This is a genomic window from Amphibacillus sediminis NBRC 103570 (genome assembly GCF_001552275.1).
Lineage (GTDB): Bacteria > Bacillota > Bacilli > Bacillales > Amphibacillaceae > Amphibacillus_B > Amphibacillus_B sediminis.
Genome location: NZ_BCQW01000016.1, coordinates 61,764 through 79,329, shown reverse-complemented (window position 1 = coordinate 79,329; position 17,566 = coordinate 61,764). Strand labels below are relative to the sequence as shown.

Below are 17,566 nucleotides of genomic sequence, written 5' to 3'. Positions count from 1 at the left end.
AGTGCTTAATTTTAGTTAAAAGGCATAAGTTTTAAGTGTAGGGAGACAGTTTTAAATAATGCTGAATAAAGGACTTACAATTTTTCACTAAAACCATACCGAAAAGGATAGTGTTTTCATTTAAAAGTAAAGCTATAGTAACCGGTTACTAATTATCCGATATATCCTTAGAAAAGGCAGTCGATCTAAATGAGAAACGAAAAAGTAACGATTTATGACTTAGCGAAGGAAGCGGGTGTATCAACGGCTACCATTTCCCGTGTTATTGCTGGTAACTATCCAGTTAGTCAAAAAACACGGGAAAAAGTTCAAAAAATCATTGATCAATACAACTATCACCCAAATGCTGTGGCAAGGACTTTGAGCAATAAAAAGTCAAGACTAATAGGCTTCATTACACCTGCAATCACAAACCCGTTTTTTTCACAAGTATTTATTGAGGTAGAAAAATACGCGCTTGATAAGGGCTACTCGGTTTTATTAGGTAATTCTATGCATAGTCGTGAATTAGAGTTGCGTTATATTCGAATGTTACTTGAGCAACAAGCGGAGGGCATTATTTTATTAGGGGGGGTTGATAAACGATACAGTTCCAGATCCTAATAGTGTTGAAGTATTAATGAAAGTACAGAAGCAAACCAAGCTAGTCATGATAAATGGCAGAATTGAGGGGATGCATAATTGTTCGATTAGAACGGACGAAGCCCGAGGAATGGAGTTAATCATTGAACACCTTGTCAACCAAGGGCATGAAAAAATAGCGTTAATAGGTGGCGTTGAAGGGATAACGACAACGGATATTAAGGTCAGTACATTTAAAAAAGAACTTAAAAAGTACAATTTAGCTTTTAAGGACTCTTGGCAGATTTATAGTGAGTATGATATTGCCGGTGGTGAGGCGGGATTTGAACAATTAATACGTACGAATCGAGAACTACCAACAGCTCTGATTGGAATGAATGATTTGGTTGGAATTGGCATGATTAAAGCATCAAAGCGTTTTAGCGATAAGGGCTTTGCTTTTGTTGGGTTTGATGACACAACTTTAGCTCAAACCTCCTCACCGGAATTGACGAGTGTCCGTCATCCCTATGAAGAGCTTGGGAAATTGGCCATCGATATGATGGATGCTGAAGTATCTGATCGAGATATAGTGATAACGCCACGTCTTGTGGCTAAGGAATCGACCTTGAGCAATAGAAATATCTAAGTTCACCTAGAACACTGCATAATTAATTTTTAACCATAATAGTAACCGGTTACTACTAAATGCTCAACGATCATACTGTAATGATCTGTATATTGAAAGGAGATAATCTTGAAGAGCGTATCAAGCTGAGCCGATTGTAGGTTGGCGGTTGTTTCTGTTAGCTGAAGAAAAAAACTTGGGTTTATCACATGTTGGGTTCAATAAACGTACTGTCCGATATCGTACGCGTTGACTCTTGTACCGTAGATAAATGGCTGCGATAAATCCCAGAACCGGTTTACCATCGCAAATTACTCTCGAAGGGCGGTCAAGTCTAATCATAAGCACATTGTTTCCTGAAGTAACAAAAATCAGAGATATCTGGGCGAAGCTTTCATCAAGGACGTATGCTGTATCTATTCTATGTACGTAGTCATACGGAGGTGGGTGAGGCAACGATTTACAATCAAAGCAAGCTAGCAAGGGAAACTAAAGTGACATATACCATTGTTTGAATGACAAAAGGAGGCATGATGAATGGTTAAAAAAATGGGCTGGGTCTTGTTTTTAATAGTTGCACTTGTTTTAGTGGGTTGTGGAGATGATGATATAAATATTGGAGATGCCGTGTCTGATAGTGGCGAAGAAGGTGAACGTGATAATAAAACAACTGTTCGATTTTCATACTGGGGAGGTGACTTTGATCAGGAGCGGATGGAAAATATCAAGGCTGCCTTTGAAGAGCAAAACGATACGATCAATGTAGAATTGGTTAATGTCCCCGGTGATGAATATGGCCAACACCTTCTGACGCGCTTCGCGTCTGGCGATGTCTATGATATTGTGCAGTTAGCGGAAAACTCCTATTACTTCGCTGCTCGTGGGGTATTGGAGGATTTAACACCTTGGGCGGAGCAAGATGCTGATTTTGACTTGGATGATTTTTATGAGGTGGGTGTAGAGGCCTATACGCATAATGGCAGATTATATGGGCTACCGCTTAGATTAGGAACGGTCATGATGTTTTACAATAAGGATTTATTGGATCAACACGGGTTAGATTATCCTGATGAAAATTCGACTTGGGAAGAAATTATTGAAATGGCAGAAGCGATAACTAACCCTTCTGAAGGTGTGTTTGGGATGAATACTTTAGGGGGATGGTGGGCGAGCACTAGTCAATTTACCCGTTCACATGGTGTGAGAATGCTTAGTGAGGATTTTACTGAATTCACGTTAGATTCTCCTGATGGGATTGAATTGATTGAGAAAATGCGTTATTTAGTTAATGACTTGAATATTGCGCCGAATAGCTCTCAAATTCCCGAGGGGGTTGATCTTTGGACAAGTGGACGGCAAGGCTTCTTAATTGATGGTCCTTGGCATATTCTATCGAGTCGAGCCAATATTGAAGATTTTGAATGGGATATGACGAGTGCACCAACTATGCCGGGAGTTGAAGATACAGCACCTATATTCTCAAACGCATTTCATATTGCCGAGGCATCGAATAATAAGGAAGCAGCATGGGAGGTAATTAAGTTTTGGACAGGTGCTGAGGCTCAAGAAATTCTTGCTAGTGAGCATGCTGAGACCCCTTCACGGCGATCAGTAGCTGAGTCAGATGCCTATTTAGACATTAGTGATCTTGGTCCCGAAAACTTTGCATCGACGCTTGCTGCGGTAGAGGGCGCGTATCCTCCTGAAGCCTCCTTAATGTGGAGTGAAATTAATGGAGAGGTGCAAAATCGATTATCGAGAATTATTAATCTAGAGGAATCAGTAGACGTAGAAATGAAAGCGCTTAGAAGTGATATTGAACCGCTTCTTGAGGAGCAGGAAAGGTTACTAGAAAGCTTTCAATAAAGCGTGAAAGGACTAAATATAGAGGGATTACCCTCTATATTTAGTTAAATCGCTAAAGAAAGGATTTTTTTATGAATAATGAAAAAAAGAAATTTTGGCTATATATTGCTCCTTTTATCATTGGATTTACTCTTTTTACGCTTGGTCCTATGCTAGCATCGATTTATTTAAGCTTCACCCGCTATGATGCGCTGACCGCTGCTGAATGGATTGGGATCGGCAACTATACAAGCCTGTTTCAAAATGAGCGATTCTGGACGTTATTAGGTAATACCCTTTACTATGTGTTTCTAGGTGTTCCAATCAATGTAGTGGTGTCCTTAATTATCGCGTTAGTGCTATACAGGAACATACCTGCGATTACATTTTTTAGGACAACATTTTATTTGCCCTCCATCTTTGGCGGTGTTGCTATCTTAATTCTATGGAATTACATGCTCACTCCAGGATTCCAAGGCGAGAATGTTGGGGTAATCAATGCGCTGTTAGCAATGATTGGCATTGATGGACCTGGATGGTTAAGTGATCCGAATTGGGCAAAGCCAGCCATTATTTTGACTCAACTCTGGGGAGTAGGTGGAAATATGCTTATCTTATTACCTGCTCTTGCTAGTGTGCCTCAGGATCAGCTTGAAGCAGCAGATATTGATGGAGCCTCAGCAATTAGAAAGTTCTTCTCTGTTGTCATACCGCAAATAAGCCCGTCTTTATTTTTTATGCTAACTATGGGGATGATTAACACATTCAAAATGTTTAATGAGCCGATGATTTTACCTGGTGCTGATCGACAATGGACCGACACCTTGATGGTCCATTTATACAGTAACGCATTTGAAAACTATCGTATGGGTTATGCTTCTGCACTAGCATGGGTGATGTTTGTAATCATCATGTTCTTTACCCTCGTACAATTAGCCTTAGGGAAGAAGTGGGTGCATTATGAATAATAAACAAATTAAGTACTTTAGAGAAGTTTGGGCATTACCCCCAAGAGAAAAGGCATTACTTGTTATTAAATATGTCTTTTTGATAGGATTATCCATTGTATTCTTAATCCCTTTGGTCTGGACTCTGTCAGGTTCCTTTAAACCATCGGGTAGAATTTTTACCCTACCAATTGAGTGGATCCCCTCAACCTTTCATTGGGAGAACTATACGAATCTATTAGACCGGTTCCCATTCATAAGGTTCGCCTTAAATAGTTTAATCTTGGTTGGTTTTAATATGGTATTTACCCTTGTCTCGTCTTTACTCGTTGCTTACGGATTTGCTCGCTTTAGACACCCCTGGAATCAAAAGCTTTTTATTTTCGTATTAGCAACGATGATGATCCCACCACAGGTAACTTTAATCCCTCAGTTTCTTATTTTCTCAAACCTTGGTTGGGTAGATACCTACTTACCTTTAATTGTGCCTAATCTATTCGGAAATGCCTTTAACATTTTCCTAATGCGTCAGTTTATTATGGGCATCCCGCGTAGCTTAGATGAGTCTGCTTATATGGATGGAGCGAATTCGTTTAAGATATTAACTAAAATAATCGTGCCCCTATGCATGCCCGTCATCATCACAATTGGCGTATTTACCTTTAATGGAAACTGGAATGATTTTATGGGTCCATTAATCTACTTAAGTACGCAATCAAAGTATCCGTTACAGCTTGCCTTATATACGTTAGACGCTGGTCGTCAGGGTATTACAGACTTTGGTATGCTATTTGCCGCTTCCATCGTTGCATTAATTCCTCCGATGCTATTGTTTGTTTTTCTTCAAAAGCATGTGATGGCAGGGATAAAGATTGGTGGATCGATAAAAGGATAGTAGTATATTTGTAAGTCAATTGACTGCTCAATTTCAAGACTAAGGGAAAGAAGTAGAATGGATGGATCATTGCTTGTCAAGGTTTGATTGGTTCACTAACAATTAATGGGAGATGAGAAAACCCCCACTAATTGACGTCTCACGTTATCGGGAGGAATACTTAGATGTTTCTAGATAATCAACCAATCCTTCAAAAGTTATACATGTTAACGATCTGGATTTCACGCTTAGCAACGGTCAATTTACTTTGGCTGATATTTACTCTTTTAGGCTTAGGGCTGTTTGGGATTGGTCCTGCCACTTTAGCCATGAGTGTGGTCATTAGTCGTTGGATTGATCGTGATGATTCGTTTTCGGTTTTAAAGGTTTTTATTAATGTCTACCGAAAATACTTTTTTAAGAGTAATCTAATCTGTTTGCTGCTAGTACTAGTGTCGGGGATGTTAGTGTATAATTATCTGTTTATTGAGATCAATAGCTTTCCTATGTTTTATCGTGTAATCACCGTGGCAATGGGGATATTGCATGTGTTAATTAGTCTTATCATTATTCCTCTATACACCAATAATGAAGTGGGCATAATAGAGTTATTTAAAACGAGTGCCTTATTTGTAATTGGCTATCCAATTAATTCTCTGGTTATTGCAGTGGCAACAGCTGGATTAATTGTTATTCAGTTATTTATGCCGGGGCTATTATTCTTTTTTTCAGGTAGTAGTATGATCTTTGTGGTGATATTGCGGATTAAAAGGGCATTAGAAAAGACAAAAGAACTACAACAGGGAAAATCAGTTATAGAGGTGTGAAATCGTGACAATTATACCTCTGTTATTATGGTATGCGTCTCCTTTTCGGTTATCGCAGTGTAACTGGCTGGAGCTGCGATTACTCGCCCCATCGAAGGACTTTTGAAAGACTCCCCACTTCAAGAAATAAGGGGGAACAGGTCATTTCTAAGTGGGAGATTCAACAGCCAGTAACGGCCCGATTGGTTCAACTAACGTTCAGTGGGGGGATAGAGGATGTTGATAAGTTCGCGACGTCGTGTGGCAACATCTGCACGAGCACATCCTATGCGTCGAACCCCACTGAACGAAGTTTCACTTTACTTAGTCGTTAAATTAAGGATGACCAACCTTTTCTTTGTCTAAAAAGTCTTTACCAAACTATGGTACGTCTGACTCGACTTCGGGCAAGGGATGACATTTGCCATCACAATTGTCCGATTACAATTTTTGAGCTATTTCACCTTAAAAATGCTATGATATATGATAAGGACAAACATTTCCGTTATCAGAGGGCGGTGAAACCATGGTGAATACAAAGCCAAATGCTATTCAATGCTGTATAATCAAATTCAATAAAAAAGCAAAAAGAAAACGATCTAAAGTAGCCTACAACAACTTTAGATCGTGATCAATAATTAAATATATCACGGTTATAAATCTTACAAACGCTAATTAGCAATGAACCAATATTCCTCAAGAACTTTGGGAGAATCCTTTGCTATCACTATATGATATACGTGATATCTAGGGGAAAACTAGCTTGAATTTTTTACTCTAGCCTAGTTATTATCATTTTTCTATTGGCTCCTTGTCAATAAGGGCCTCATCGTGTACGACTGAAGAAATCACTTCATTCATCACATGTTTATTTTCAGCTATTTTCACTTCTTTGTTAACCGCTGATTCAATCTTATACTCTTGTTTCAAACCGACAAACAAGGAGTATGTCATAACTAATAGAATGAGAGTGAACGGGAGTCCTGTTATAATGGAAGCTGTTTGTAGTGCAGTTAAACCACCACCAATAAGTAAAGTGGCAGCTATGAGACCTTCCATCACTGCCCATAAAACACGCTGTTTAACAGGTGAGTCAAGCTTACCTCCTGAAGTTAGATTACAAACAACTAAAGAACCTGAGTCAGAGGAAGTAACGAAAAAGATAACGATCAATATCATTCCAACAATTGATAGAATAGTTGACATAGGTAGGTTATCGAGCATTGCAAACATAGCTAATGATTCATCTACCATAATATAGGAGGCGATATCTCCCACCCCATTGATTCGTTGAAAGATGGATGTTCCACCTAATACCGACATCCAAATAAACGAGGCGATTGTTGGGACAACAATAACCCCCATAATAAACTCTCTCACTGTTCGACCTTTAGAAACTCTTGCGATGAACATTCCGACAAAAGGAGACCAAGAAATCCACCAGGCCCAATAAAAAATGGTCCAAGTTCCCTGCCAGTTCGTTCCTTTGAATGTTTCTGTCCAAAGACTCATTTCAATAAAATTAGCAAAATAGTGGCCAATATTTTGTGTAAAACCACTAAAAATATAAATTGTTGGCCCAATAATAAGAATGAGTAACATGAAGATACCTGCTACGATCATGTTAATTTCACTAAGCTTTTTGACGCCACCATCAAGCCCTTTTATAACAGATATTGTTGCTAAGCCCGTTATAACAACGACCAAAATTACCTGTATCGACGTACTTATCTCAACCCCAAACAAATGATTTAGTCCTGCATTTACTTGAGAAACACCGAGACCAAGGGATGTAGCGAGCCCAGTCAGTGTTGCTAAGACAGCCAATGTATCAATTAGATTTCCCCATAATCCATAGATCTTATTACCGATAATCGGATAAAATACGGATCTTATCGTTAGTGGTAAGCCCTTATTATAGGAAAAGAACGCTAGACCTAGACCGACAATTGCATAAATTGCCCATGGATGTATTCCCCAATGTAAGAATGTATTTGACATGGCTGCTTGAGCAGCTTCAGGTGAATTGGAAGCAATACCACTAAACATCGGTGAGGGTTGGATCAGGTGATTAATCGGTTCTGCAACACTCCAAAAAACTAAACCAATCCCCATTCCGGCACTAAGAAGCATGGCATACCATGCAAATCTTGAAAAGTCTGGTTTTGCATCTGGGCCCCCTAGTACAATCTTACCATATTTACTAAAGGCAAAATAGAAAGCAACGGCAATAAGATGTTAACTGCAAAGATCATGATCCAACCCGTTGTTTCAGTGATTTCATTTAAAAGTGTACTAAAAACGTTCTCTGCAGTACTAGAAAATAATAAAGTTAATACGATACAGATGGTTAGAATAATTACTGAAAAAAAAGTGACTTGAGGATGTAGATCAAACCCGAATTTTCTCCAATTATTTTTTCCGGGTTTCTCTTTTTTGGATAGATCGAAAAGAGAAGAAGACGATTTCGTTTGTATTCCTTTTAAAGAGCCTGCGTTTTTGATTGCTTTCTTTCTCGCAGCAACTTCTACTTCTTTGAGTTTTTTTGCTAAAGCTTTCTGTGAAGCCCGTTCCTTCTTTTTTTTGTCCATATTATCATACCTTCTAATTTGTATTCAGTATTCAATTATACTAGTAGTCTAGGTCAATTTCAAATTTCTAAAAAGTGAGTATCTGTAAAAATAGTTTTCGAGGTCATTCTATTAAATCCTAACCAAAATAAAAGAGGCATCAGTGCACTAGGTAAATATAACCGGTTTGGATGTTTATCGCAGTGTAAGCCTCCCCCTTCAAGAAATAAGGGAACACGTCATGTCTAAGTAGGAGATCCAACAGCCAGTAACGGCCCAATTGGTTAAACTCACATTCAGTGGGGGAGAGAGGAAGCTGACTAAGTTCGCAACGTCTGCACGAGCATATCCTATCCGTCGAAACCCCCACTGAAGAAGTTTCACTTTATAAAAAAATAGTAGCAAGTTAGGATAAAAGTCAGAATAGAGTTGAAATTTAGTATTGACTACTAAAATGAAAGCGTATATAATGTAACTATATTTAGGCTTGTTACTTCAATTAGAAGGCAATACCTAGACTTTAGATGTATTTATTTTAGTATATCTCTAAGTCTGGGTTTTTTTTGTTGGGAGGTGAGTGTGAGGTATGAAAATTATTAGGATTTTTAACAATAGTGTTGTGCTTGTCCAAGATGAGAAAAATGAAGAAAAGATGGTCCTAGGAAAAGGAGTAGGCTTTAATGCAAAAGTTAATGACTTACTCGATCCAGATAGGGTTGAAAAAGTCTTTGTTTTAGAGACATCGTCTAAGAAACAGGAGTTTGAACAAGCTATGCAATTTGCGTCTGCAGAGTATGTAGAGGTCACACGAAAAATTATTGCTCAAGCAGAAAGTGATTTAGATGTAACTTTTAATGATTCAGTATTTATTGGTTTATTGGATCATATCTCATATGCGTTACAACGTTTCTCACAAAATGACAGCCTTAAAAATGCATTGATTTGGGAAATAAAGAAATTCTATAAAAAAGAGTTTCAGGCCGCCTTAACATCACTTGATATTATTGAAAAAGAAGAACATGTTCGCTTAGGTGAAGATGAGGCAGGTTTTATCGCCATGCATTTTGTAAATGGCCAGCAAAATGGTGTGGAAGAGAAAACTCCTTTAATTGATGTAGAAGTTATCCAAGACATCCTAAATATTATTAAATTCCATTTTAAGATGGAAATAGATGAAACAACGGTTAATTTTAGCCGCTTTATTATCCATATGCGTTACCTATTACAGAGGATCCATCACGTGCACGAAACTAGGAATGCAATGGAGAATGAACTATTTGAGCAGGTATGTAAAAAGTATACCGATACTTACCATTGTGTTAAGAAAATCTGTCTATATCTTGAGAATAAATTAAATGTGACCATCACAGATGAAGAAATTTTATATTTGATGTTGCATATTAACCGTTTAACATTAAGAGAAAAATCATTAGCAGAATAGGCTTGTTACTGAGAAATCAGGCAATACCTAAATGATGAGCAGGGGGCTTTTTGTTCTTTGCCATGGTTTAGGTATTTTTTTATTAATGAAGGTGTTCAAAATTCGCCAAATGATAAGCGGCGCATCTCATTGTTGGCTTGGTTTTGCGCGACTCACGTATCTAAAGGCATACGTTCCGTTGCTCAACCCATCGCCGCCTCGATCTGCTTGCTTCTAATTCGGCTCATTTGAACACGGATTTAATGAAGGTGTTCAAAATTCGCCAAATGATAAGCGGCGCATCTCATTGTTGGCTTGGTTTTGCGCGACTCACGTATCTAAAGGCATACGTTCCGTTGCTCAACCCATCGCCGCCTCGATCTGCTTGCTTCTAAATTGGCTCATTTGAACAGGAACGAAATGGACAGATTGAATGATTTTTGATCACGTACTATAGGGAGGTTTACAGGATGAAATACGAACAATTGGCAAACGACATTCTTACACATATTGGTGGGAGAGAAAATGTAGCTTCATTAACACACTGCATTACTCGCCTTAGATTTCAATTAAAGGATGACTCGATTGTTGATAAAGATAAGGTGAAAAATATTGATGGTGTCGTTAGTTGTGTAAATAAAGGCGGCCAGTTCCAAGTCGTAATTGGCACACATGTAGAGGACGTTTATCATGCTGTATGTAAGGTAGGCAAGATCGAGGCTGACTCTTCTGGAGAACCATCAGGAGAAAAGAAAGGTCTTATTAGTGCCTTCTTTGATACCATTGCTGGTATCTTCGTACCAATTATTGGTGCATTAGCCGGTGCAGGGATGCTAAAGGCTATTTTATCTTTAGCGACAACCTTTAATTGGGTGTCACCAGAATCACAAACCTATACCATACTATTCATGGTTTCTGATATTGCCTTTTATTATATGCCATTCTTTTTAGCTGTTTCAGCTGCTAAAAAGTTTAAAACTAATACGTTCTTAGCACTCATTTTTGCTGGTATGTTAGTTCACCCGACACTTATTGGTCTTAAAGATGCCGGTGATGCTGTTGCTTTGCTTGGAATTCCAATGCGTATGGCGACTTACACATCAAGTGTTATTCCGATTATTTTGATTGTTTATTTTCAATCATATATTGAAAGATTCGCCAAGAAAATTACCCCACAGGCTGTTAAAACATTTTTGGTACCAATCATTACTATTCTAATTGTAGCGCCTGTTGGACTATTAGCGCTTGGACCAATTGGAGCCTTTGTAGGGGAATATGTTGCTGCATTCTTTAACTTATTAAATGAAAAAGCAAGCTGGGTTGTTCCTACTTTAGTTGGTGCATTAAATCCATTGTTAGTCATGACAGGTATGCACTATAGTGTAGGAGCCGCACAGGCTGTACAGCGTGCAACGGTTGGCTATGCAACGATATATTCACCAGGTGCACTTGCTAGTAATATGTCACAGGCGGCAGCTGTATTTGCTGTCTCGATCAAATCTAAGAAAAAAGATATAACTGCATTAGCTTCTTCGTGTGCTGCAACGGCGATATGTGGGATCACAGAACCCGCTTTATATGGGGTTACCTTAAAGCTAAAGCGTCCTTTATATGCAACAATGCTTGCAGGGGGTATCGCAGGATTTTACGCAGGAATTATGGGAGTTAAAGCATATTCTGCTGGTACTTCTACGATATTTACTCTACCTATTTATATCGGACAAGATAATTCGTTTATCCATGCATGTATTACTGCCGGAATTGCTATCGTTTTAGGTTTTGTCTTCTCATATTTGTTCCATAAAGATGAAGAGGCAGCTCCTGTTGAAGAAGAAGTGCCAGCAGGTAAGACAAATGTTGAATTAAACCGTAATCAAAGTGAAGTATATGCACCGATCAAAGGTGAAGTCGTTGCGCTTGAGAATGTTAAAGATGATGCGTTCTCAACCATGGCAATGGGAAAAGGAATTGCGATTGAACCAACTGAAGGTATCGTTTATGCACCATTTGATGGAAAGGTTGAAGTATTATTTAAAACAAAGCATGCGATTGGTTTACGCTCAAATGAAGGTGTCGAATTACTGATTCATATAGGGATTGATACTGTAAAACTAGAAGGTAAACATTTTGAAGCATTAGTTTCAGTTCATGATACAATCAAACAAGGACAGGAATTAATCAGATTTAACATAAGTGAAATTAAACAAGCTGGTTATGACTGCATTACACCAATTATTATTACTAATACAGGTGACTACCTTGATGTTATTGAAAGTGATAAATCAAATGTAGGATTAGACAATACAATACTAACAGCAATAAAATAGGAGTTTTGACTATGACATTTACAAATGAGTTTCTTTTTGGCGGAGCGATCGCCGCGAATCAGTGTGAAGGTGCTTATAATGAAGATGGCAAGGGACTCTCCATTCAGGATTTAATGCCTAATGGTGTTCGAGGTCCCTTAACCGAAAAACCTGAGCCTCATAACTTGAAGTTGGTAGGAAATGATTTTTACCATCGGTATAAAGAGGATATTCAGTTGCTTGCTGGAATGAAGGTAAGAGTGCTAAGATTTTCAATTGCTTGGTCTAGAATTTATCCAACTGGTGAAGAAGATCAACCAAATCAAAAAGGGTTGGAGTTTTACAATCAGGTCATTAATGAGTTAGTGGCAAATGGGATAACCCCAATGGTTACACTCTCACACTATGAAACGCCGCTAAATTTAGCTCAAAAATATGATGGCTGGCGCAGTCGTAAGCTAATTGATCTTTTTGCGAAATTTGCTAAAACGTGTTTTGAAAATTTCGGTGATCGTGTGAAATATTGGTTAACATTCAATGAAATCAATGTCACCCTTCTGTCACCATTGCTTTCAGCTGGGGTGCTAACTGACAAAAGTCAAATCTCGATGGCTGAACGTTACCAAATCGCGCATCATCAACTAGTGGCTAGTGCCAAGGTAACCAAAATTGCCCATGAATATGATTCAACACTTAAGGTAGGCTGTATGGTCGCTGCATCAGCTAAATATCCAATGACACCTAATCCAGATGATGTAATCGAAGCATTGCATCAACAACAGGAGCTAGACTATTTTGTTCATGTCCATTGTAAAGGTGAGTATCCATATTTCTCAAAACGGCTTTATGCAGAGCATGACGTAGAATTGGATATCACAGAAGAGGATAAAGCTATTTTGAAGCATACTGTTGACTACATTTCGTTCAGTTATTACAATAGTAAAACGGTAGCGAAGGACGAGAGCCAATACCAAACAGCAGCAGGAAATATTTTGCGCGGGCTACGTAACCCTTATGTAAAATATAGTGAATATGATTATCCGATTGATCCACAAGGATTATATTATGTGCTGCACTATTACTATAAGCAATACGGACTACCACTTTTCATTGCCGAAAACGGGATGGGGCATAAAGATCCGGTTGAATATGATGATCAAGGTCATCTAGTTATTAATGATGATTATCGCATTGACTTTACCCGAGAGCACTTAAAACAGGTTGAACGAGCTTTAAAAGATGGGGTAAACGTGTTTGGTTATGCCTCTTGGGGAATTATTGACTTAATTAGTGCTGCCACAGCAGAAGTAGATAAGCGCTATGGCTTTGTATACGTCGATAGACAAAGTGATGGGAGTGGTACATTAAATCGCTATAAAAAGAAATCGTATGATTGGTACAAAAAAGTAATTGAAACAAACGGTGCCCACCTGCACCAGTAATTTGTTCTTTAAGCCTATCACTCTCTTATTAATTTTAAATAAAAAAAGCAAGAGCCCGATTGTTTGTGCTCTTGCTTTTTTTGAATACAAGAGATAGATGTTATGCTAATACCAAAGAGTCAGCTACAAGGGACTGGTTTTTAATAGCATATTCTGTTAAATTAATGAGTGAAAGTAAACGCTTTGGCTATTCTCAGCTATGTTTAAGCGCAAAGTAAGAATTGGGAGGGGTTCAAGTGCTAAATTATTATAGTAAACTTTCATCAGAAGTATATGATCTGGATAAACCAATAGGTCGTTCATTTGGAGATGTTGAATTCTATTCAGAAAGGTTAGCTTCTTGTAAAGGGAATATTCTAGAGCCAGGGGTTGGTACGGGACGTATTCTTATTCCTCTCTTAGAGCAAGGCTTTAAAGTTGAAGGGTTCGATGTTTCAGAAGAGATGCTAAAAGTGGCACAGATGAATTGTGAAAAAAGAGGATTAAATCCAGATTTATTCATTGATTCGATGGAATCTATGTCATTAAATACAAAATATGAAGCGATTATTGTACCAACCGGTACATTCCTGCTGATACATAAAAGAAAAGATTCAATTAAAGCATTGCAAAACTTTTATCAACACCTCGCTAAAGGAGGAAAGCTAATATTAGATATTTTCTTGCAAACGGAGTTTACCATCGATAAAGTGTCAACCAGAACATGGGAGTGTGAAAATGGTGACCGAATCATATTGGAAAGTAAACAAGTTGAGGTAGATTACATCAACCAACATACAGTAACCTACCATCGCTACGAAAAATGGAGGAATGGTAGACTCATTCAAACAGAATTGGAACGCTTTCCGTTACGTTGGTATGGTGTAGACGAGTTTAGCTCAATCCTTGAACAAATAGGTTTTAAAAACATTGTCATTTCAGCAGATTATCAATATGGTCAATCTCCTACCAAGTCAGACCAGATGATTACCTTTGAAGCGACCACTTAAGCTAGTAACACTATGAAAAAATAGCAAAATAAAAGGTTAGCAAGCTTATTTTTGAAAATCTAGCTTATCGCGTTGGAGACGGTGGATCTTAAGTTCCTTGCTGTAGCTATGTAAAATAGAGCGTTAACTTAGGTCACAAGTTAATTGTTCCACCTTGTTAATCGTGTCATAATAATGAGGCGTGTGTTTTTTACAGATAACAGGGAGGATGACCAACTATGCAAATTAAAAAGATAGCGATCATTGGGCTTGGCGCACTTGGTGTGATGTATGCCGAACATTTATCAGCACGATTACCCGAAGGCTCAGTACGTATTATTGCTGATCAAGAGCGGATCACACGCTATCAGCAACAAGGGATCTATAGTAATGGGAAGAAGTGCACATTTACTTATGTGACTCCTGATCAGCAGATGGAACCAGCCGATTTAGTTTTAATTACGGTAAAATATAACGCATTATCCGAAGCTTTACAATCTATCTCTCATCAGGTTGGCGCAGATACGATTATTCTTTCTGCCCTCAATGGGATTTCGAGTGAAGAGGAGATAGCAAAAGTATATGGAGAGGATAAAGTTCTTTATTGCGTGGCACAGGGGATGGACGCAGTAAAAAAAGGAAATGCCCTTACCTTTGCTAATAAAGGAGTCCTCTGCTTTGGCGAAGCGAAGATGACAGAACCGAGCGAGAAAGTACAGGCTGTTGCGCAATTTTTTGATCAAGTTGAGTTTCCATATGAAATTGATTTCAATATGAGAAAGCGCCAATGGGGTAAATTTATGCTCAATGTTGGGGTAAATCAAACCGTTGCTGTTTATCAAACCAATTATGCAGGTGTCCAAGCAGATGGTCAAGCAAGAGAAACAATGATTGCGGCAATGCGGGAGGTTATCGCCTTATCACAATTTACGGATACTCCGCTCGATCAAGCTGATCTAGTTTACTGGTTAGATATTCTAGCTACCCTACATCCTGAAGGTATGCCATCTATGCGCCAGGATTTTGAGGCAAAGCGCTACTCTGAAGTAGAACTATTTAGTGGGACAGTTATTAAGCTTGGAAAACGCTATGGTGTAGCAACACCAGTTAATCAAAAGTTATATCAGCAAATTGCTGAAATCGAGAAGCAATATACACGTTAAGATAGCCAAACCAGACACGATATTATCACAAAGTGTCTGGTATTTTTTATTCCAAATTTAGCGTACTTGAAAGAATCCCCACTTGATTATCGGTTAGATGACAAGCAAAATAGGATTTGATTAACTTAACGAAATAGGGGGCATTTGATGGAACTTTGGGATATTTATGATCAAAACCGTTACTTAACAGGAAGAACAATGATGAGAGGAGAGGAATTTGAACCGGGAGCTTATCATTTGGTTGTCCATGTCTGTGTCTTTAATTCAAATGGTGAAATGTTAATTCAACAGCGTCAGCCCTTTAAGTTAGGCTGGCCAAACAGGTGGGATATCACAGTCGGAGGAAGCGCAGTCTCTGGTGATACAAGTCAAGTGGCTGCTGAAAGAGAAGTGTTTGAGGAGATTGGTCTAAAGTTAACCCTTCAAGATATTCGTCCGGCATTGACCTTAAATTTCCACCATGGTTTTGACGATATTTATTTGATTAAGCAGGATATCGATATTTCAGCCTTAACCCTACAATATGAAGAGGTAAAGCAGGTGAAATGGGCAGAACTGCAAGAAATTAAAACGTTAATCGACCAAGAACAATTTATTCCGTACCATAAAAGCTTTATCACACTGTTGTTTGATCTTGCCCAGTATACTTCACTCACTAGGGCAAATAATGAATAAACTAATGCCATATCCAAAATGTCAACAAATTTCATCTCGTTTAAAGGGGCTGGATGCCGTTTTAATGGTGAGACAACAATTAAATTGATATGGAAGTCAATGTAGAAAGCGTTCATCATTGTTGTTTTCCTGCCCCATTTGTTCCGAGAATGCCATATAGTATTCCTTGAGGAAGGCTTAAATCCACCTTATTCACTACTCGATGCTTTTCATATGATTTTTACAAGGTCTTTAGCTTCAATAGCTAAGCCAGTTGATATTTTATCACTAAAAATTAAACATCGTGTTAAAGCATCCTCCCGTTTATTTATGGAAGAGACTGATTAACCAAATGGCAAGTGCTGCGATAATAACGTAGGTTATGAGGGATGCTCCAAAATCTATCGGAGCCTGCCATGTATAAAGTACCAGCAACAAAGCAGCAATAAGAATAGCAGCAATAATTAGCACGGCAGGTGATTTGAGAATAGCTAGACCACCAGCGATCAATACGATGCCGCTCACAGCAAAGCTCAGAAATTCTAGTCCTAGCCACTGATTCATTGGAAATTCAAATACACCCCAAAATGAAATGATGCCCCCGATAACTAACAATGACCACCCTAAAATTTGCAATCCCATTGTACGCCCTCCTTTTTGTTTTGTTATTTTCTCAGTTTGAATTTGCACGTGAACTACCCCTTTCTTGAATGAATATATTTTTCATTCATTCATTTCACTTTAAAAATATACGCCACAACAATCGATGGCGTTTATTTATTTGCAGCTAATCCATCAACGATCATTTCAGCTAGTAGCTCCAACACTTGCGGATAATGCTGCCTGCCTACTTCCTCCTTGTGGTTATCAACCACGACCACTGCATTGAAGAGGGCAAGTATGGTGTCCAGATCGATATCCTGCCGGAACTCACCGGACTCTCTCCAACGTTTAATATTTTCGATAAGAAAACTGTAAACATAACTGTTCTTCCAGAAATCAGGCTCCTGAATATACTCCATGATCAGCTGACTAATTTCTGTATTCTGGTACCATTCAGCTAAAATGACGTTATCGTCACTCATCTGTATGACTGCTTTTAAAAATTGTTTCATCATTTCCTTAGGCGGCTGATTACGATCAATTTGTGAGACAATTTTACGCTTTGCCGCCTCATTTTCAGCCTGATAAACCTCTACAAATATTTGTTCTTTGGATTCAAAGTATTTGTAAAAAGTACCTACAGCCACATCGGCACGCTTGGTAATTGCAGCAACATTCGTCTTTTTAAACCCCTGTTCCAAAAACAGTTCACGCGCAGCATCAAAAAGTAATTTTCGCTTATCAATCTGGTTCAAGTTTTGCACCTCTCTGGTTAATGA

At 38.5% G+C, this 17,566-nt stretch carries 16 protein-coding genes; 12 read left to right on the top strand and 4 right to left on the bottom strand.

What is annotated here, in order from left to right; genetic code table 11:
* Positions 1 to 189: 189 nt before the first annotated feature.
* From ASE01S_RS10635 to ASE01S_RS10610, 6 genes are all read left to right on the top strand, one after another.
* Positions 190 to 603 carry a LacI family DNA-binding transcriptional regulator gene (locus ASE01S_RS10635; RefSeq protein ID WP_067841895.1) on the top strand — a complete coding sequence of 138 codons (414 nt, stop codon included), beginning with the start codon at positions 190 to 192 and terminating at the stop codon, positions 601 to 603.
* The gene (locus ASE01S_RS10630; RefSeq protein ID WP_067841893.1) at positions 575 to 1,210 is read left to right on the top strand and encodes a substrate-binding domain-containing protein; all 636 of its coding nucleotides are present in this window, start codon (positions 575 to 577) and stop codon (positions 1,208 to 1,210) included. The genes ASE01S_RS10635 and ASE01S_RS10630 overlap by 29 nt, the downstream gene beginning before the upstream one ends.
* A 516-nt stretch (positions 1,211 to 1,726) precedes the next feature.
* Positions 1,727 to 3,055: an ABC transporter substrate-binding protein gene (locus tag ASE01S_RS10625; protein ID WP_067841891.1), complete on the top strand. Its 1,329-nt coding sequence runs from the start codon at positions 1,727 to 1,729 to the stop codon at positions 3,053 to 3,055.
* A gap of 71 nt (positions 3,056 to 3,126) precedes the next feature.
* Positions 3,127 to 4,002, top strand: coding sequence for a carbohydrate ABC transporter permease (locus ASE01S_RS10620; protein ID WP_067841889.1), 876 nt, complete (start codon positions 3,127 to 3,129; stop codon positions 4,000 to 4,002).
* Positions 3,995 to 4,876, top strand: coding sequence for a carbohydrate ABC transporter permease (locus tag ASE01S_RS10615; protein WP_067841887.1), 882 nt, complete (start codon positions 3,995 to 3,997; stop codon positions 4,874 to 4,876). The genes ASE01S_RS10620 and ASE01S_RS10615 overlap by 8 nt, the downstream gene beginning before the upstream one ends.
* A gap of 164 nt (positions 4,877 to 5,040) precedes the next feature.
* Positions 5,041 to 5,682, top strand: a complete 642-nt coding sequence (locus tag ASE01S_RS10610; protein WP_067841884.1) for a YesL family protein — start codon at positions 5,041 to 5,043, stop codon at positions 5,680 to 5,682.
* Positions 5,683 to 6,453: 771 nt separating this feature from the next.
* Here ASE01S_RS10610 and ASE01S_RS10605 read toward each other — a convergent pair.
* Both ASE01S_RS10605 and ASE01S_RS16095 read right to left on the bottom strand, forming a co-directional pair.
* On the bottom strand, positions 6,454 to 7,851 hold the full coding sequence (locus ASE01S_RS10605) for a BCCT family transporter (RefSeq protein WP_245630362.1): 1,398 nt from the start codon (positions 7,849 to 7,851) through the stop codon (positions 6,454 to 6,456).
* Positions 7,842 to 8,252 (bottom strand): hypothetical protein, encoded by a 411-nt coding sequence (locus tag ASE01S_RS16095; protein ID WP_217995651.1) that lies wholly within the window; start codon positions 8,250 to 8,252, stop codon positions 7,842 to 7,844. The genes ASE01S_RS10605 and ASE01S_RS16095 overlap by 10 nt, the downstream gene beginning before the upstream one ends.
* 565 nt (positions 8,253 to 8,817) lie before the next feature.
* On the opposite strand from ASE01S_RS16095, the gene ASE01S_RS10600 reads away from it, so the two are divergent.
* From ASE01S_RS10600 to ASE01S_RS10575, 6 genes are all read left to right on the top strand, one after another.
* On the top strand, positions 8,818 to 9,672 hold the full coding sequence (locus tag ASE01S_RS10600; RefSeq protein WP_067841882.1) for a PRD domain-containing protein: 855 nt from the start codon (positions 8,818 to 8,820) through the stop codon (positions 9,670 to 9,672).
* A 449-nt stretch (positions 9,673 to 10,121) separates the two neighbouring features.
* Positions 10,122 to 11,978, top strand: coding sequence for a beta-glucoside-specific PTS transporter subunit IIABC (locus tag ASE01S_RS10595; protein ID WP_067841880.1), 1,857 nt, complete (start codon positions 10,122 to 10,124; stop codon positions 11,976 to 11,978).
* Between the two features lie 11 nt (positions 11,979 to 11,989).
* Positions 11,990 to 13,399, top strand: coding sequence for a glycoside hydrolase family 1 protein (locus tag ASE01S_RS10590; protein WP_067841878.1), 1,410 nt, complete (start codon positions 11,990 to 11,992; stop codon positions 13,397 to 13,399).
* Positions 13,400 to 13,635: 236 nt separating this feature from the next.
* Positions 13,636 to 14,388, top strand: a complete 753-nt coding sequence (locus tag ASE01S_RS10585) for a class I SAM-dependent methyltransferase (RefSeq protein WP_067841876.1) — start codon at positions 13,636 to 13,638, stop codon at positions 14,386 to 14,388.
* Between the two features lie 218 nt (positions 14,389 to 14,606).
* The gene (locus ASE01S_RS10580) at positions 14,607 to 15,530 is read left to right on the top strand and encodes a ketopantoate reductase family protein (RefSeq protein ID WP_067841874.1); all 924 of its coding nucleotides are present in this window, start codon (positions 14,607 to 14,609) and stop codon (positions 15,528 to 15,530) included.
* 147 nt (positions 15,531 to 15,677) lie between these two features.
* Positions 15,678 to 16,205: an NUDIX hydrolase gene (locus ASE01S_RS10575; RefSeq protein ID WP_067841872.1), complete on the top strand. Its 528-nt coding sequence runs from the start codon at positions 15,678 to 15,680 to the stop codon at positions 16,203 to 16,205.
* A 303-nt stretch (positions 16,206 to 16,508) separates the two neighbouring features.
* Here ASE01S_RS10575 and ASE01S_RS10570 read toward each other — a convergent pair whose 3' ends face one another.
* The gene (locus ASE01S_RS10570; RefSeq protein ID WP_067841870.1) at positions 16,509 to 16,826 is read right to left on the bottom strand and encodes a hypothetical protein; all 318 of its coding nucleotides are present in this window, start codon (positions 16,824 to 16,826) and stop codon (positions 16,509 to 16,511) included.
* 131 nt (positions 16,827 to 16,957) lie between these two features.
* Positions 16,958 to 17,542, bottom strand: coding sequence for a TetR/AcrR family transcriptional regulator (locus tag ASE01S_RS10565; protein WP_067841868.1), 585 nt, complete (start codon positions 17,540 to 17,542; stop codon positions 16,958 to 16,960).
* Positions 17,543 to 17,566 lie beyond the last annotated feature (24 nt).

Excerpts from the sequence above, each read along its gene's own strand:
- ASE01S_RS10635 (WP_067841895.1), top strand. The coding sequence starts at position 190 with ATGAGAAACGAAAAAGTAACGATTTATGACTTAGCGAAGGAAGCGGGT.
- ASE01S_RS10625 (WP_067841891.1), top strand. The coding sequence starts at position 1,727 with ATGGTTAAAAAAATGGGCTGGGTCTTGTTTTTAATAGTTGCACTTGTT.
- ASE01S_RS10620 (WP_067841889.1), top strand. The coding sequence starts at position 3,127 with ATGAATAATGAAAAAAAGAAATTTTGGCTATATATTGCTCCTTTTATC.
- ASE01S_RS10615 (WP_067841887.1), top strand. The coding sequence starts at position 3,995 with ATGAATAATAAACAAATTAAGTACTTTAGAGAAGTTTGGGCATTACCC.
- ASE01S_RS10610 (WP_067841884.1), top strand. The coding sequence starts at position 5,041 with ATGTTTCTAGATAATCAACCAATCCTTCAAAAGTTATACATGTTAACG.
- ASE01S_RS16095 (WP_217995651.1), bottom strand. The coding sequence starts at position 8,252 with ATGGACAAAAAAAAGAAGGAACGGGCTTCACAGAAAGCTTTAGCAAAA.
- ASE01S_RS10600 (WP_067841882.1), top strand. The coding sequence starts at position 8,818 with ATGAAAATTATTAGGATTTTTAACAATAGTGTTGTGCTTGTCCAAGAT.
- ASE01S_RS10595 (WP_067841880.1), top strand. The coding sequence starts at position 10,122 with ATGAAATACGAACAATTGGCAAACGACATTCTTACACATATTGGTGGG.
- ASE01S_RS10590 (WP_067841878.1), top strand. The coding sequence starts at position 11,990 with ATGACATTTACAAATGAGTTTCTTTTTGGCGGAGCGATCGCCGCGAAT.
- ASE01S_RS10580 (WP_067841874.1), top strand. The coding sequence starts at position 14,607 with ATGCAAATTAAAAAGATAGCGATCATTGGGCTTGGCGCACTTGGTGTG.
- ASE01S_RS10575 (WP_067841872.1), top strand. The coding sequence starts at position 15,678 with ATGGAACTTTGGGATATTTATGATCAAAACCGTTACTTAACAGGAAGA.
- ASE01S_RS10570 (WP_067841870.1), bottom strand. The coding sequence starts at position 16,826 with ATGGGATTGCAAATTTTAGGGTGGTCATTGTTAGTTATCGGGGGCATC.